General features: G+C 40.8%; 14 protein-coding genes. 9 read left to right on the top strand and 5 right to left on the bottom strand.

What is annotated here, in order from left to right; translation table 11 throughout:
- The first annotated feature begins 90 nt into the window (after positions 1 to 90).
- Both H6G74_RS15585 and H6G74_RS15590 read left to right on the top strand, forming a co-directional pair.
- Complete coding sequence (locus H6G74_RS15585) at positions 91 to 3,342, top strand: lamin tail domain-containing protein (RefSeq protein ID WP_190968538.1); 3,252 nt, start codon at positions 91 to 93, stop codon at positions 3,340 to 3,342.
- A 72-nt stretch (positions 3,343 to 3,414) separates the two neighbouring features.
- On the top strand, positions 3,415 to 4,311 hold the full coding sequence (locus H6G74_RS15590) for a hypothetical protein (RefSeq protein WP_190968539.1): 897 nt from the start codon (positions 3,415 to 3,417) through the stop codon (positions 4,309 to 4,311).
- A gap of 100 nt (positions 4,312 to 4,411) precedes the next feature.
- Here H6G74_RS15590 and H6G74_RS15595 read toward each other — a convergent pair whose 3' ends face one another.
- Positions 4,412 to 5,614 (bottom strand): phosphoglycerate kinase, encoded by a 1,203-nt coding sequence (locus tag H6G74_RS15595; protein WP_190968540.1) that lies wholly within the window; start codon positions 5,612 to 5,614, stop codon positions 4,412 to 4,414.
- Between the two features lie 88 nt (positions 5,615 to 5,702).
- On the opposite strand from H6G74_RS15595, the gene H6G74_RS15600 reads away from it, so the two are divergent.
- Both H6G74_RS15600 and H6G74_RS15605 read left to right on the top strand, forming a co-directional pair.
- A complete protein-coding gene (locus H6G74_RS15600) occupies positions 5,703 to 6,116 on the top strand; it encodes a universal stress protein (RefSeq protein WP_190968541.1) in 414 nt (137 codons plus the stop codon).
- 243 nt (positions 6,117 to 6,359) lie between these two features.
- On the top strand, positions 6,360 to 7,799 hold the full coding sequence (locus H6G74_RS15605) for an RtcB family protein (RefSeq protein ID WP_190968542.1): 1,440 nt from the start codon (positions 6,360 to 6,362) through the stop codon (positions 7,797 to 7,799).
- An 86-nt stretch (positions 7,800 to 7,885) separates the two neighbouring features.
- Here H6G74_RS15605 and H6G74_RS15610 read toward each other — a convergent pair whose 3' ends face one another.
- From H6G74_RS15610 to H6G74_RS15625, 4 genes are all read right to left on the bottom strand, one after another.
- Entirely contained in the window at positions 7,886 to 8,632 is a 747-nt protein-coding gene (locus H6G74_RS15610) for a Uma2 family endonuclease (RefSeq protein WP_190968543.1), read from the bottom strand.
- 233 nt (positions 8,633 to 8,865) lie between these two features.
- Positions 8,866 to 9,702: a DNA-formamidopyrimidine glycosylase gene (locus tag H6G74_RS15615; RefSeq protein WP_190968544.1), complete on the bottom strand. Its 837-nt coding sequence runs from the start codon at positions 9,700 to 9,702 to the stop codon at positions 8,866 to 8,868.
- Positions 9,703 to 9,983: 281 nt separating this feature from the next.
- The gene (locus tag H6G74_RS15620) at positions 9,984 to 10,193 is read right to left on the bottom strand and encodes a photosystem I reaction center subunit IV (RefSeq protein WP_062286960.1); all 210 of its coding nucleotides are present in this window, start codon (positions 10,191 to 10,193) and stop codon (positions 9,984 to 9,986) included.
- Positions 10,194 to 10,539: 346 nt separating this feature from the next.
- Entirely contained in the window at positions 10,540 to 11,124 is a 585-nt protein-coding gene (locus H6G74_RS15625) for a PAP/fibrillin family protein (RefSeq protein ID WP_190968545.1), read from the bottom strand.
- A 252-nt stretch (positions 11,125 to 11,376) separates the two neighbouring features.
- Here H6G74_RS15625 and H6G74_RS15630 point away from each other — a divergent pair, with 252 nt between their 5' ends.
- The 5 genes from H6G74_RS15630 (at position 11,377) to H6G74_RS15650 (ending at position 16,743) form a co-directional block, all read left to right on the top strand.
- A complete protein-coding gene (locus H6G74_RS15630) occupies positions 11,377 to 11,619 on the top strand; it encodes a DUF3134 domain-containing protein (protein ID WP_190593603.1) in 243 nt (80 codons plus the stop codon).
- Positions 11,620 to 11,695: 76 nt separating this feature from the next.
- Complete coding sequence (mraY, locus tag H6G74_RS15635) at positions 11,696 to 12,802, top strand: phospho-N-acetylmuramoyl-pentapeptide-transferase (RefSeq protein WP_190968546.1); 1,107 nt, start codon at positions 11,696 to 11,698, stop codon at positions 12,800 to 12,802.
- A 578-nt stretch (positions 12,803 to 13,380) separates the two neighbouring features.
- Positions 13,381 to 13,641 carry a hypothetical protein gene (locus H6G74_RS15640; protein WP_190968547.1) on the top strand — a complete coding sequence of 87 codons (261 nt, stop codon included), beginning with the start codon at positions 13,381 to 13,383 and terminating at the stop codon, positions 13,639 to 13,641.
- A 191-nt stretch (positions 13,642 to 13,832) separates the two neighbouring features.
- Positions 13,833 to 14,684 (top strand): isopentenyl phosphate kinase, encoded by an 852-nt coding sequence (locus H6G74_RS15645; protein ID WP_199341015.1) that lies wholly within the window; start codon positions 13,833 to 13,835, stop codon positions 14,682 to 14,684.
- A 145-nt stretch (positions 14,685 to 14,829) separates the two neighbouring features.
- Positions 14,830 to 16,743: an ATP-binding protein gene (locus H6G74_RS15650; RefSeq protein ID WP_190968548.1), complete on the top strand. Its 1,914-nt coding sequence runs from the start codon at positions 14,830 to 14,832 to the stop codon at positions 16,741 to 16,743.
- Positions 16,744 to 16,755: the final 12 nt, after the last annotated feature.

Genomic DNA, 16,755 nt, shown 5'->3' on the forward strand with positions numbered 1-16,755 from the left:
GACATCATTTTTTTATTAATTGTCCCAACTAAATCAACTTAGCGACATACAATTTTGCATCTCGCTCATTCCAAGATATGAAAAATCACTATGATTAGAAATTTATTATTTAGCAAGCAATCTTTAGTAGCTAAAAAAACTTCTTTTAATTGCTGTACAGCATCATTAGGGAGCTTGGTTATTTCCCTGTGCGCTCTCAGTCTATTGATACAACCTGTTCAGGCGGAAGGTAGCCGTACACTGTATCCTAGTGGTGCTACTGGTAATCGAGCTAATCTAGAGTGGCGTACTGATTTATGGGGGGGGTTAATTAGGCGACGAACCATCCTCAAAGTCTACGCTGAAAAAGACGAATACATTCTTTTAGGCTCTAGTGCTGTCAGAGTGAGTAGTGGCGATATTCTCGTGTTTCAACCTGGAAATAATGTCACTGGTAGTATTGGAAGTGAAACTATTCCCTCAACACCAGATTTTAAATGTTCTACTCAAACAGGACGTGGTTTTATCTCATCTCGTACCCAAGAATTAGCAGGCCCTAAATCTATTTCTGGTACAGGCAATACAACTGGATATACACCCTGCTACTATCAAGCACCATCCACCGGAATATACGACATTATATTTTACGGCCCCGTGGGAGATAACACATCCAGTAATACTCCTACTGGTCAGATTGATTTGGCTAGTGGCGCAAATTTTAATAATAATCAGGGAAGTACTGTTGCTGCGTGGGATGTCACTATACGTAGTAGTGACCAAAACTCTACAACAGACATAAACGCCAGACTATTTACTTACTATCTTGCCTTGTTTACTGGCGCTAACGGCAGAAATCTCAATTTCCCTGTTTATCCAGTAACCACAGATGGCTACCGCTATAAAATAGAACTTAGAGGTACAGATCCAGATGGATTTCTTATTTATGGTAGTCAAGTAGGATTTTATGATAGCGATGGAAAAACACCACTTTATCGCAACATTCTTGCACAAGAGAGCGTGTTGACAACCAGGGACGGTGGTACTAGTTTATCTCGTCCTCAATTTCCTACATTTTTTAATGAGGTATCAAATAACACAATACTTTCATACATTGATCGCTATCGAGCCGATGGCACATTTGATGGTACTGGTATTCCTGCCATACCTACCGACCCTAGCGTAAATAATTTAAGCTTTACAGGTACACTGACGGGAAATACCAGTTCTCTAGGTACAGGTGGTACTTTCTCTTTTAATACCAACGTACCAGGTAACTACGAAATCATTATCAGTCGGGACGGGGTAAATTTTGACCCTACTAATAGTCAAAACCGTGTGCTGAGAGGGGTAATGATTAGCTCTGGTTCACAGTCTGTTACTTGGAACGGTAAAGATAATAGCGGGGATAATTTTCCTATAGGTACTGGCTATCAAGCCCAAGTGAAAATTCATGGAGGTGAATATCATTTTCCCTTACTAGATGCAGAGAATAATTTTTCTGGTGGCCCTACTCTTAAGCTTTTAAATCCACCTGGGCCTCTTCGTTTGAGCAGTTTGACCCAAGCATTTTATGACGATCGCGGATATACTACCGTCGGTGGTACAAATGTTGGTACTCCTGGGACTGTACTCTGCGGTAATAATCCGCCAAATCCAGCTTTTAGCAACCCAATTTCTGGATTTGACAGCACAGGTAATGATAGGAAATTTGGCCAGTCGAGCAGTAGCGGTAGTAACACTAACACAAAATGTACTGGTTCTTTTGGGGATACTAAAGGACTAGATTTGTGGACATATTTTCCTAGTAATGCGACAAACGCTCAATTAACTATTGTTGACTTTGGTACTACTATCTCTGGCACTTTATATCAAGATAGCGATCGCGGGGATGATTTTGATACTGGGGAACCAACTTTACCTGCTGGGATTAATGTCAAACTACTCAAAACTAGTGATAACTCTGTTGTCACTGTGACTAGCACAAAAGCAGATGGTACTTACAGCTTTACTGGTGTGATAGATGGTAGTTACAAAATTCAAGTTGATACCACCAATAGCAACATTCCTGTAGGATTTTCTTTAGGTACACCTAATGACCTAGCTGTAACTGTTTCTGGAAGTGCAATCACCAATCAAAACTTTGGCTTTGATGTTTATCAAGTCTCGCCTCAAGCCGGTAAAATTATTATTAATGAAGTGTTGTATAACGAAACAGGATCAGCGAGTGGTGCTGGTACAAACGATGAGTTTATTGAACTTTATAATGCTTCCTCTTCAACTGTTGATTTAAGCGGTTTCAAATTAGCAGATGGCAATCTTATTGTTAATAGTGTTGAGACTACAGCAAATAGCTTTAATTACACATTTCCCAATGGGACAACTTTAAAACCAGGAGAATACGCCGTTATTTGGATAGGTTCTCAAAACTCCAACACTCAAGCTACAGATGCAGCGTTTCAAGATTGGTTAGGGGTTTCAACTCGACTGACTAACAGTGGTGATGATGTCTGGTTATACGATAGCCAGAATCAGATTATTGATTACATAGCTTATGGTTCTGGTGGTGCCATTAATACACCTCCACCTAGTTCTCTTAATCTTTGGGACAGTACTTATCAATCTTCCTTATCTGGGGCTAGTGATGGTCAGTCGATTAGCTTAACTCGAAATGGTAATGATACTAACACTAGTGCTTGTTGGGAACAAACGACTAGCACCAACGCCAGTAGTAGGTGTCCCAGCTATTTACCAACGAGAGATACGGATAATGTGGGTACTAGAGTCACTAGCGTAGGTGTTAATAATAATGGTAGTCCCAAGATAGTGTTAGTAAAACGCATTACCCGCATTAATAATAACGATTTAAACGATAGTGTCGATGGTGCGGGTACTGATGATAATGATTCTAAATGGCCGAGTGGTTATTTGCGAGGCAAGATCAGTGCTACTGATGTCAAGCCAGGAGATGAGGTGGAGTACACTATTTATTTCCTCTCTAATGGTAGTAGTAGTGCTACTAATGTGAAGTTCTGTGATTTAGTTCCAGGGAATACTACTTTTATTACTACAGCATTTAACGGTCAAACTCCCAATGATGGTGTTTCAGGAGGAAACCAAGGTATTGCAATGGCTGTTGGTTCTACTACACCCACTGTTTATTTTAGTAATGCAGCAGACTCTGACCGGGGAGTTTTTTATGCAGCAAATGATTCATCTACGCCTACAAGTTGTGGGAGTAATACAAATGGGGCTGTAGTAGTCAATGTTACTAATTCCAGTCTAACGAGCTTACCTGCGGCGACTGGACAAGGTACACCAACTAATTCTTATGGTTTTATTCGTTTCCGTGTCAAAATAAACTGATAAAGTATTGCGCGATCGCCATACCTCTATACTTTATTTTGGTGTTAGTTAAAGTATTTAATTCCACAGGGTATGGCAGAAACAATTAAGATTCTTTTACAAACCACAATTCCCGCCACTGAAAACGACTGGAGCATTTTTCGGTTTTCAATGTTGCGGGATTATTTAGCATCTATTCAAGATGAAGCGGGTAATTGTTTATTTACAGTTGTAGCACGCGATCGCATTTCCGATGCAGAAGGCAATGATCCCATTTTAGGAAGTCTTGACCAATCTGATTTTGAGGAACTTTGGTTATTTGCTTTAGATGTTGGTGATGGTTTAACAGCTAAAGATATTGCGGGAATTAATGCTTTTCGTCAACGCGGAGGCGGTATCTTAACCACCCGCGATCATCAAGATATGGGCTGTTCTATGTGTGATTTAATTGATATTGGCGATATCCATTATTTCAACAGCAAAAACCCCGACCCAGATCAATCTCGTTGGTGTCGAGATGACCCGTATACAACTTATATTTCTTGGCCTAATTATCATTCAGGGGCAAATGGCGACTATCAAAAAATTACTGTTGTTGAACCAATTCACGAACTATTAAAAAATCCCAATTCATCATCAGGTGTAATTGAATTTTTCCCCGCCCATCCCCACGAAGGCGGCATTGGTATACCTCCCAGCCATCCCAAGGCGCAGGTAATTGCTTTAGGAAAAAGCTTAGTTACAGGGCGTGATTTTAATTTAATTGTGGCAATTGACCATTATCAAGATGCGCAAGGTAATAACTTAGGACGTACTGTCGCTACTTCCAGTTTTCATCATTTTGTGGATTATAACTGGGATATTACTAAAGGCTGTCCTAGTTTTGTTGATGAACCGCCTGGAGACGGGATGAAAAACGAGCCACGGGCTGTAGAAGATATTAAAACCTATGTGCGTAATCTGGCCTTGTGGCTGGCAAAAAAAGTCTGAAGTCTGAAATATTTGAGAATCGGTTAGCATGTTGTCAAAATGAAGTATGAAGATGAAAGCATGAAATTTCACACTTCATACTTCACACTTCATCTTCTAATTACGCTTCATCTAAAGCCGCAATACCGGGCAGAACTTTGCCTTCGAGTAGTTCTAAGCTTGCGCCGCCACCGGTAGAGATATGGCTCATTTGATCAGCCAAACCAACTTTTTCCACAGCCGCAACAGAGTCACCACCACCGATAATGGTAGTTGTACCTGTTTTGCTAATGTCTGCAAGAGTACGTGCGATCGCTTCTGTACCGACAGCAAATTTATCAAACTCAAACACACCCATAGGCCCGTTCCAAATCACAGTCTTGCAATCAGCCAAAGCTTCTTGGAAGACTTTCACAGAGTCAGGGCCAATATCCAAGCCCATACCATCAGCAGGGATATTGTCAATGCTGACGGTGGTTGCATTGGCATCGGGCGCAAATTTATCAGCCGATACAATATCTGTAGGTAGCAAGAAAGTAACGCCTTTTTCTTTCGCCTTGGCTTCCAAAGATTTTGCTAGTTCTAGCTTGTCTTCTTCCACCAAAGACTTACCAACATTCAAACCACGGGCTTTGTAGAAGGTGAAAATCATCCCACCGCCAATGATTAGTTTGTCGCACTTTTCTAGGAGAGTTTCGATTACGCCGATTTTGCTAGATACCTTGGAACCACCAACAATTGCAGCCAAAGGACGTTGAGGATTTTCAATTGCATTTTGTAGATATTGCAATTCCTTCTCCACCAAATATCCAGCCACAGAAGGACTCAGGAATTGAGTCACCCCTTCAGTAGAAGCATGGGCGCGGTGTGCAGTACCGAAAGCATCATTTACATAAAAGTCAGCATTCGCGGCTAGTTTTTTCGCAAATTCTGGATCGTTTTTCTCTTCTTCTTTGTAAAAGCGGACATTTTCTAGTAAAAGTACTTGCCCATTTTGCAAAGCGCCAACTGCTTGAGCGACTTCATCACCGATAGAGTCATCAGTCTTGACAACTTCTTGACCCAACAACTCAGATAAACGCTTGGCTACTGGTGTTAAACGCAGTTTGTCGTCTACGCCTTTGGGACGACCAAAATGGCTGACCAGAATTACCTTAGCACCCTTGCTTGTTAAATCTTGGATGGTTGGCAGCGCAGCGCGGATACGAGTATCATCGGTTATGTTACCTTGATCATCAACAGGCACATTAAAGTCCACCCGCACTAAGGCACGTTTACCAGAAATATCAGCCGCCGATAAACTTGCTAAACTTTTTTTGGACACAGCCAAACCCTCCTGATTGCCTTTTTGTTATCGTTTTGAAAGTATAACCATCAAGATTTTACCGGAGTCTGGGGTGCGGAGGAGAGATATGTTTAAGACAGTATTATTTCCAATCGATCAAAGTCGGGAAGCACGCGAAGCTGCTGATGTAGTGGCTAATGTTGTGCAGAAGTACGGTAGCCGCTTGGTTTTGCTATCTGTGGTTGAGGAAACCGCCACAGAAGCACCAGTGCCAAGTCCTGATCCGATGGTGTCGCCAGAGGTAGTTGCTAAACTGCTAGAAAATGCCCAAGCTTTGTTTTCACAGCAAGGTATTCAGTCTGAAATTTTAGAAAGACAGGGAAAACCAGCGTTTACTATTTGTGATGTGGCTGATGAAATCGGTGCGGATTTAATTATTATGGGCTGTCGGGGACTGGGCTTAACGGATGAAGGTGCAACTGATAGTGTGACAACAAGAGTAATTAATCTTTCTCCTTGTCCAGTGTTGATTGTGCCTTAGTTGAGTGCGATCGCTGCGATGACCATCATATCAAAGTGCGATCGCCTCACATATCCCCCTTGCCAGACCACAAAAATCTGTGTTACCAAAATAAGTAGGCAAAATATTAACAATTATCCCGTTGTTTTCCCCATAGTCCTGGGAAAATAACCCCTAAAAATACTTGAGACGCGCGGCTGCTGAACCCATGTCTCTGCAATCAATTTAAAACCAGGGTCTTTTTCAGACTCTCATGGAGTTTTCATGCAGCCCAAAAATCTTCAACGTCTCCTGCGTGCTTTAGCACGACAAGGTTTGGATGTCAATTATTTTAATGGTGTTTATTCTGTTCGTTTAATTAATTCTCCTGATGCACCAGTAGCTGAAGTCTTATTACCAGAAGGCTTTCCCATTGAAGCTAAAGCACTGAAGCAACTAGCTAATTTAGCAAATGTGCGTCACCCCAATGGCGGATGCGTTTGTCGTGCCTGTGCCACACCTGATTTTCATCCTGGTGATGCGGGTATTGCCATTGGTTCTGTAGTTGAAACTGTTGGTCAAGTTATCCCTGCTGCTGTCGGTTCTGACATTAACTGTGGAATGCGGTTACACGTTGCCGATTTGACCATTGACAAATTTCTTGCTCAACGGGACTCCTTTGTAGAACGGATGAAGGGGGATTATTTCTTTGGTACAAGAGATGTCACCATGACCGCCCACACCATGAAAGCATTATTTCAGTATGGTGTTCTTGGTTGGTTAGATGCCATGTTTGATCAGCCGACGGGTAGTTTTGTCAAATCAGACTTGGAGCAAATTTCCCAGGAAAGCGAATCTATATTTTTAAGTGGTGCAATGGAGGGCGACTGGAAGTTAGCACCAGAAGAATTAATTCCTGATACTGGACTGGTAAGGGATGGAGGACTGGCAACGATTGGTTCTGGCAACCATTTTGTTGAAGTACAACAAGTTAAAAAAATCGAAAATCGCTCCCTGGCTTATGCTTGGGGAATCAGAGAAGGACAATTAGCCTTTATGATTCACTCTGGTTCACGTAATGTCGGTAAGTACATTGGGGGAATGTGGCGAGACCGAACGAAAGCAACTTGGCCGAAAGGTTTGAAGTATCCAGAATCCCAGATTTTTCCTTTGTCAGTGCATTCTCACCCAGAACTAGTTGCTAGTTATCTCCAAGCTGAAGCGACGGCTGCTAATTATGGCTTTATCAATCGCCTGTTATTAGCAGAACTGCTACGTCTGCGGTTGCGAGAAGTTTATGGTGATGTGGAAGCACCTTTAGTTTACGACTTACCCCACAATATCACCTTAGCTGAAGGTCAAGGATGGGTAACACGCAAAGGTGCTTGTCCCGCCCATTCAGGACAACCTGTGATTATTCCCGGTTCAATGGGGGCTGACTCTTATCTGATGGTGGGCAAAGGCAATGCAGCTTTTTGTAATTCAGCTTCGCATGGCGCTGGCAGAATTCGGAGTCGATTTGACTTGAGTCGCCAAGGTGCATCTCAAACTGAGTCAGAACTGGGCTTAACCGGAGTAGACTGTATTACCTTGCGTGCAGAACGGCGAATTGAAGAAGCACCAGCAGCTTATAAGCCAATTCAGTCGGTGATTGATGTACAGGTAGAAGCGCAAATGGTAGATGTCGTAGCCAGATTAAGTCCGGTGTTGACATTTAAAGCGTAAGTGCGATCACCTAATTCTATAGCCTCTTTCCACTTCGGGAAGAGGTTATAAAAATAAGTTGCACATCGAGTTCATCAAGCAAAGTTTTATCTTTCTATTTCAGCTACACTCAAACCTGTTAACTTAGCTACTTGTTCTACTGTCATCCCAGTCTCAAGTAAGTTACGTGCAGTTTGTAATAGCTGAGATTCTGCCTTCTCGGCTCGTTGACGTTCTTTTTCTTCAGGAGTGGGTAATAATTCTCCAGCCAAACTTGCCCAGCGTAACCAAATAGCATCAATACCTTTATAATTGCCTTGCCACAATTGCAAGGCTAAACCTAAAAATTGGCTCACTAACTGGTTTTGAGCGTTGGTTTCGATGGGTTGATAAACACCTTTTTCGTTAGAAAAGCCAGCTAAATCATCGGGGTTAAAAGGGTCGTACCAAAAATATTCCGGGACACGCATTTGATTTTGATAAATCAGTTTTTTCTCATTTTTGTCAGCTATCGCTGTACTGTCAGAAAGTAACTCAATTACTAAATCTGGGGCTTTCCCTTCTTCCCAAACTACCCAACTGCGACGTTCACCCTTTGGAACTCCCAACACAACAAAAAAGTCCGGCCCTTTAAAATCTTTGTTTCGTACCTGTGCCAGACTGTAATAAACAAACATATTTCCGCCCACAAACCCATCATCCCGTTGTTCCAACCAAGGAATTAAAGCATCTATGAGTAAATCAATTTGGGCTTTATGGCGGGCGCTTTCTATTAGTACACCATCATCATAGGGAAGTTCTGCTTGGGTAGGCGGAATTTGAATATCTGGTGCAGCTAGAGTGGTGTCTGACATAGCTTTTCACCGATGAGTAATGGTTGCGGGTATTTTTATATTAATCGGACTTACGCAGTGAGATGACAAATCAAGGGTTTGGGGAGAGGTTAAGGGACAACATCAAGTTAAAAGTCAAAAATTCTCTGACTTTGGAATTTTGACTTCCCCGTAGGGGTGTATCTAAAACCCTTAAACCCTATGCTCTTACACCCAATCTCCACAGAAAACCTTTGTACGTAAGTCCTATAAAACTAGCTTTGACACTGGGGACAAAAATGACTAGAACGGCCAGCTAATCGAATTCGCTGAATCACGTTGTGACAAACTCGGCAAGGTTCCCCCGCGCGGTTGTAAACCCAGGCGACACCACCATAGTTACCGTTGATCCCCTTGACGTTGAGGAAGTTACTAAAGGTTGTACCGCCAGCCGCAATACTAGTTTCTAAAACTTCAATGATGACTTTGCGTAACTGTTCAATTTGCTGGGGTTGCAAATCTGTACACAAGGTTTCTGGTAACACGCCACATTTAAATAATGCTTCATCGGCGTAGATGTTACCTAATCCGGCAACAACCGATTGATCTAATAACGCGGTTTTAATCGGACGGCGGCGGTTTTTGAGTTTAGCAGCCAGATACTCAACGGTGAATTCTGGTGCAAATGGGTCGGCTGCTAATTTGGCTAAACCAGTTATGACACTTTCGACCTGCATTTTTGAGGGAACCCACCACATTTGACCGAAGGTGCGTTGGTCAACAAAGCGCAATTCCTGTTGATCCCCAAAAAATAGTCTGACTCTTGTGTGTTTGTGCAGTGGTTCATCACGGTGCAGCCATAATAATTGACCAGTCATCCGCAGATGTACCCCAAGGTAGCCAGCACCAGGAGATAATTCAGCGAGAAGATATTTCCCCCGACGATGCCAAGCTATGATGGCACGACCTTGGATTCCTTGAATAAACTCATCAACAGAAAACGGGTAGGCGATGGTGCGATTGAGCAACACATCTCCACCCGTAATGTTTTGATTTAGGGTCAATTGATTAAGACCCCGGCGGACTGTTTCAACTTCAGGCAGTTCAGGCATTGGAACTGATAAGTAAGCAAATTATCTAGGGATCATCGAAAAGGATCAGGGACATAATCCCTTGCCTATTCTGGTTGGGACAGATGAGAGGAAGTACTGTACGCACTTAAGGGTAAATAGCTATTCTCTCGAATAGAAACCGTAAATACCCGCAGGGCAGTTTCTCTGACTTAGAGTAGGCTGAGAGGAAGCATGAAAGAACTGAAACTTTAGGCTTCATTCTACATACTTAAAGCTTCCCTTCATCATCCCATTAAAGAATCCCCTTTGAGCTTTGCTACTTATTTTTTAGCTTTAGCCGGAGGTGCTACTTCGATTAGTTCATCTAAGGCAAAGTTATTGGTGTTGATACCAGAGTAATTTACCTTATCAAAACGGACGATTACTGGGTATTTAATGCCGCTTTGATCGATAGAAGCCACGGTGCCGACATCTTGGAACCAGTAGGATTCTGGGCGGAGAATACGTACTTTAGAACCACGTTGAACCATGATTATCTTCCCTTTTAGTTATCAATTGCCGATATATAGGGCTATTTGATTTCACTCTACAACCTGAAGGTCGTTGCTAGAGGGTTTGTTAAGTTATTTATCTGATTTGTCATGGGGCAGGAAACAGAAGGCAGGAGGCAGGAGGCAGGAGGCAGAAGGCTAAAGGATAAAATTTTATACTTTAGACTTCACACTTCATACTTTGTTCTCTCCTGCCTGATATCTTCCTCACGCTAGGTTCTAAGCAAAATATTCATACTTAGAATGGGGGTCAGACCCTCCTTGACAAAGCGCACATGATGAAATAACTTCGTTCTCGTTCGCCAAAACACACAAAAGAAAAACTTTATGTTCGAGTTAAAACAAATACGCTACCCTCGTTACCCCTGCCAATGCGGAGATCATCATCTATATAAGTGATGTCTAACCAGCCTTGTTGGTTTTCGCTGTTAATTGGGACATCTATTCCCGAAAACTTTTTACCTGATTCAATTTGGTGAATAAAATTCTCTGGTGAAGTGTAGCCAATTAAACGTTGCAAACCTACAATAGAACGATTAAATTTTACTTGGACGCGACGACCGGAAACTGGCTCAAATTTAGCTGCTACGCTGACTAATCCTTCAAGATAAGGTAAGCCGTAAATTTCAGCGATGTTGTAAACACTGGTAGTTTCTACCCGAATACACTGATAAATTTGACCAAGTTTACAAAAAGGTAAACGATCTAAGTTTAAAAGCGCCTTACTAGTGGTATAAAGTAATTGCCAATTGCCATTGAGCAAGTTACTTGCTTCTACTGGGCGTGGTGTTGGGTTAAAGTCTTCTAAATTAGCGATCGCAGCTAAGATAGCTTGTTTTTGTGGCTCAGTAGCCAGTAAACCACGATTGGTTGGTGCGATCGCATTGATTAAAGCCGTCTTGCCCATCATTGTTTATTACCCCAAATCAAAAATGTCTAAAATTCATCCACCTTAAGTCGAATTATTGTTGCCCTATGTATCAAGCTCTCAAAAGTTTTAAGAATTTATTCCTATCTGTACTACCACTATTAAATAAAATATTTTTGCTAACTTACGGATTTCAGCAGGCAAGACTTGAATCAATAAATAACTAAATTATTACGTTTCAAGTGATAGACTGCTTAATGTCTAGTTACATTAACATTTTGTTTCTTCGTCGATATGTTGAATTCTCCCTTACGTGAAGAACCCCGCAACCAACGCGCAGCCGTAATTCCATTAAAACAAGAATCCTCCCTCTTAGATTGGCTGCAATCTCATGGTCGTTTAATAGCGCGTGATGTGCATGAACCTGATTTTTCCGAAGAAGAAAACGAAGAAATCTCAGATTTTCTCGGTGGAGAAGATGGCATTGGTGACTATCTTGATGATGATGATGACGATATAGCTATTGATGAAGATTAGCCAGCAGGCTAGGGACTTGGTGATAGCTGTCGTCCCTGTAATTAAATTTTGTAGTGTGGAGTGAAGGGAACATCCTGTGGACGCTAAATTGTCTCCTAACCAAGGATTAAACATTTTTTCTGGTATCGGTCTCGCTTCTGCCTTAGCCACCGGGCTGGGTTTAGCGGCAGTAATTTGTGATTTGATGGGCAGTAGATTGCCTTGGCAAAACACATCACTCACGATGCCTTTGTTGTTGTGTGCAGTGATTTCGGCTGCTGTGGGTTATGTGGTAGTACCCCTGCTACAAGCACTCAAAACTGGACAAATTATCCGCGAAGATGGCCCACAAGCCCATCTCAAAAAAGCAGGCACACCAACAATGGGCGGGATATTCTTCATCCCGGTAGCGGCGATCGTTGCCTGTATAATGTCTAATTTTGCCACAGAAGTTGTTGCTGTCTCCGCATTAACTCTGAGCTATGGCTTTATTGGTTGGATTGATGACTGGCAAATTCTCCGCCGCAAATCCAACAAAGGGATTTCTCCCAAAATGAAATTAGCTTTGCAAATTGGGTTTGCAGTGCTGTTTTGTATATGGTTAATGTTTAATCAACCTTCTAATATTACAAATATTGCTTTGCCTTGGGTGAGCTTTGCACTGCCTTTAGGTTTCCTGTTTTGGCCGTTGGCAGGGTTTGTGCTGGTGGCAGAGAGTAATGCAACTAATTTAACTGATGGGATTGATGGTTTAGCAGGTGGAACTGTGGCGATCGCACTTTTGGCTTTAGGTGCTGTAGTCGCCCCAACTTCCCTACCGTTGATGGTTTTTTGTGCAGCTTTAAGTGGTAGTTGCTTAGGTTTTTTGGCACATAACCGCAACCCAGCCCGCGTATTTATGGGTGATACTGGTTCTCTGGCGTTAGGTGGTGCGTTAGCTGCGGTGGCACTGTTAACCAACAGCTTGGTAGCATTATTTATTCTCAGTGGTATCTTCTTTGTTGAAACCTTGTCTGTGATGGCACAGGTGGCTTATTACAAAGCGACAAAAGGCCCAGATGGTAAAGGCAAAAGATTGTTTAGGATGGCTCCTTTACATCATCATTTAGAGTTGGGTGGCTGGTCAGAATTACAAGTTGTGGCTGTATTTTATGTAGTAGCTGCCATGTTATCTGTAGTTTGTTTAGCGATCGCACCTTTCTAAATTCTTTAAAAAACTGATTTAAAAAAAGAATCCTCGAAGTTTTGAGGGTTCTTTTTTTATAGAAATCCTACTAATTAATAAATTTTATCTGCTTGATTGTGTCCTTCTTCATGTTTAGCAGACGCACTCCCACAGTTTGAAAATTATATCTGCAATTATGTAGCGATCGCTTCCTTCATTCTAAAATGCGATCGTACTCAAGCATTGAGAAAATCTGTAACTGTCCAATCATGATAGATTTTTCTTGCCACATAGCTCATCTCAGCAGTAGAGAGTTTCCTACAAACATAGAAAAAATCTAGCGAGTTGATTAGATAAACCTGATTGTCCTGGATAGATAGTATTTACAGTGGCTTGAAGTTTGCATCTACGATTTCAAAAAGTTTTCTGTTGAGTCTACGGATTTTAAATCAATTTTGATGTATCCTAGATTTTCTTAGGCAATTTTTTCAACACCCAAGTTCATAAAACTTTTTTGCGGATTTCGCGCAAGATTCTGGAAGAAGTTCTTGAACTCTCTCAGAATCTACTTTCTGCTGATTATTTCTTTGTCACACTTGAAGGCTTAACAAATCATCATGGATATACGACTCATCAAAAAATCCGAAAAATTAATCCTGAAAAAGATAAAACAGATAGAAGAAGAAAATCTTTCAATAGATGATTTTGAGAGCCAAGAAGCTACCGTTGAGGAAAAACCAGTAGTCAATTTAGTAGAAACTAGAGAGCCTAACTATATTCCGGTGCGGGATAACCCGGTAGTTTTATCCATCGCCAATTCAGGATGGCAGGTTTCGGAAATCTTACGGGATATCAGAGTAGATAATTTCTATGATTGATAAATAACCAATATATATATGTCAGAATTCTAATTTTTAACTTATGAATTCTGCACAAATATTTTCATAATAAATAAGCAACAGCAAGATAACTGTTGCTTATTAGTTGTTTTTTAAGACAGTTAATACTCGATAATTTAAAATTCATTGTGGTAAGCTTTTTGCTAGTGATTACTACATCTTGAGATTTCATGATAGAGCTAGTATTAGTCAAACTAGGAGGCTCTTTAATTACTGACAAGAACCAACCATACACGGCTCGACTAGAAACTATGCAAAAACTAGTTACGGAAATTAGTTTAGTCAAGCAGCAGAATCCTAGTTTGAAAATGATTATTGGCAATGGCGCTGGTTCTTTTGGGCATCAATCAGCACATAAATATAATACTATCAATGGTGTCTTCTGTGATGCTGATAAACTAGGGTTTTGTCTAGTTCATCAAGATGTTTTAGATTTAAATAGATTACTAGCCAATTGTTTTTTACAAGCAGGTTTGCCAGTAGTAAGCTTACCACCTCTCACGATGGTAGTTACTCAGAATAAAAAGCTAGTGAAAACAGATTTTTCGGTAATTGAAAACAGTTTAAAAGCTGGCTTCATACCGTCGGTCTTCGGTGATGTTGTATTAGATCAAGTAATTGGTGGTACTATTCTTTCTACTGATAGTTTATTAGTAGAGTTAGCCAAATATTTTCATAGCCAAGGTAACTACCAAATCAAACTCATCAATGTTGGGAATTATCCTGGTGTGTATGATCAAAATGGGCAGGTAATACCTGAGATTACACCAGCCAATTATGCTCAAATTAAAGCTGCTATTGGCAAGAGTGAGTCAATAGATGTCACTGGTGGAATGATTCAGAAGGTAGAAGAATTTTTGGCTATTTCTGATTGGGGAATTGATTGTTGGATAATTGATGGCAATATTCCTGGAAATTTAGTCAAGGCTGTGCTTGGACAGGCGACTGTGGGAACAGTGATTCGCTCTGGTGAATATAGGGACAAGGGAGACAAGGGAAATAAGGGAGAGCTATTTAATTAGGTGCAAGATATTTGCAGAAGAGGTATTGCATTTTAATATATATTGGGCATACTAAGGAAAAACTTTGGCAATTTTTTGTGTGAATCATTCTTAATTTGGGGTGATCTGCCGAAAAGAGAGCCAGTAACTTGCAGGATTCAGCAAGATGGCGTTTTTCCACTTTGTACCGCAACAATCTTCTCAGGCTTTGCTGTGGAGTGTTCTGAACAGCATTACTGATCCCATTTTTGTGAAGGACAGACAACACAATTGGGTGTTCGTTAATGATGCGTTTTGTCAGTTTATTGGATATGAGCGAACAGCACTAATTGGTAAATCTGACTATGATGTTTTCTGCAAAACCCAAGCCGATGTTTTTTGGGCGAGAGATGAACTGGTTTTTACCACAGGTGTGACTGATGAAAATGAAGAATTAATCACAGATTACCAAGGTAAAACCCAAATCATATCTACTAAAAAAAGCTTATTATCTGACGAAGCTGGTAATTCATTTTTAGTAGGTTCAATTCGGCTACTTGTTCCCCAAGATCAAATTGAAACTACTTTGCTACTTCAGACAATCAATAAGTTAGAACAAGAAATTTATGAACGCCAACAAACTGAGAAACGCTTTCGCAGACATAGTAATGCGCTTCAGCAGCTTGTGCAGAGCGAAAAATTACAACATGATGATTTTCAAATTGCGATTCAATATGTAACTGAAGTAGCTAGTTTAGGTCTTGAGGTTGGGCGTGTTAGTGTTTGGTTATACACAGAAAACCGTTCGGAAATTCAATGTGTGGATTTATATGAACAGGAATATAATTGCCACAGTCACGGCTTGGAATTATCTGTATGTGACTTCCCGAAATATTTTCAAGCCCTCAAAGAAGAACAAATAATTGCAGTTAATGATGTGCATACTGATACTCGTACTGCTGAATTTTCTGCAACTTATACAACTCCATTAGGAATTACTTCGATGCTGGATGCGCGGATTTGGTCGAGAGGGGAAGTAATTGGTGTAGTTTGTTGTGAGCATTTGATCACCCCGCGCCAGTGGACATTAGAAGAAGAAAGCTTTATTGGCTCAATTACTGACTTTGTGCGGCTGGTGATTGAATCACGCGATCGCAAAATTGCCGAAGCAGCACTCAGACAGCAAACGCAACAACTAGAGCAAACACTCAAAGAATTAAAACGGACTCAATCCCAAATCATTCAAAGTGAAAAAATGTCTTCTTTGGGACAATTAGTAGCGGGTGTAGCTCACGAAATTAATAATCCGGTTAACTTTATTTATGGCAATATTAATCCTGCTATTAATTATGTTCATGATTTATTCAAGCTGGTTAATCTCTATCAAGAAAACTATCCTTATCCAGTGGATGTGATTCGAGAAGAAATTGATGCTATAGACTTAGAATTTTTAATGTCAGATTTACCCAAGCTATTATCTTCTCTGAAAATAGGAGCCGATCGCATTCGCCAAATTGTGCTATCTCTCCGCAACTTTTCCCGCCTTGATGAAGCTGAATATAAAGCAGTGAATCTGCACGAAGGTATTGATAGTACATTATTAATTTTAGAAAATCGTCTCAAGGCTAAACCCAATTATCCTGGTATTAAAGTTATTAAAGATTATGGTAAATTACCTTTAGTTGAGTGCTATGCTGGTCAACTTAATCAAGTATTTATGAATATTTTGACTAATGCCATTGATGCTCTAGAAGAACGAGACGCACAACGCACACTACAGGAAATGCAAGCTTCTCCTAGTAGAATTCGGATTGATACCGCAGTCGTGAATGAAGCTCAGATTGCTATTAAAATTGATGATAATGGTTTGGGTATACCAGAAAATATTCAAAAACGGATTTTTGACCCATTTTTTACGACAAAACCCATTGGTAAAGGTACAGGAATGGGAATGTCAATTAGTTATCAAATTATTACAGAAAATCATCATGGAACCTTGGAGTGTATTTCATCTCCTGGTAAAGGTACAGAATTTATAATTGTGATTCCTTTAAAACAGCAGCAATTGGGAAATCAACCTCTAGAAGAAAGTCCATTGTGAATTACAGGCAGG

It is taken from the genome of Nostoc spongiaeforme FACHB-130, from assembly GCF_014698475.1.
GTDB classification, from domain to species: domain Bacteria; phylum Cyanobacteriota; class Cyanobacteriia; order Cyanobacteriales; family Nostocaceae; genus Nostoc_B; species Nostoc_B spongiaeforme.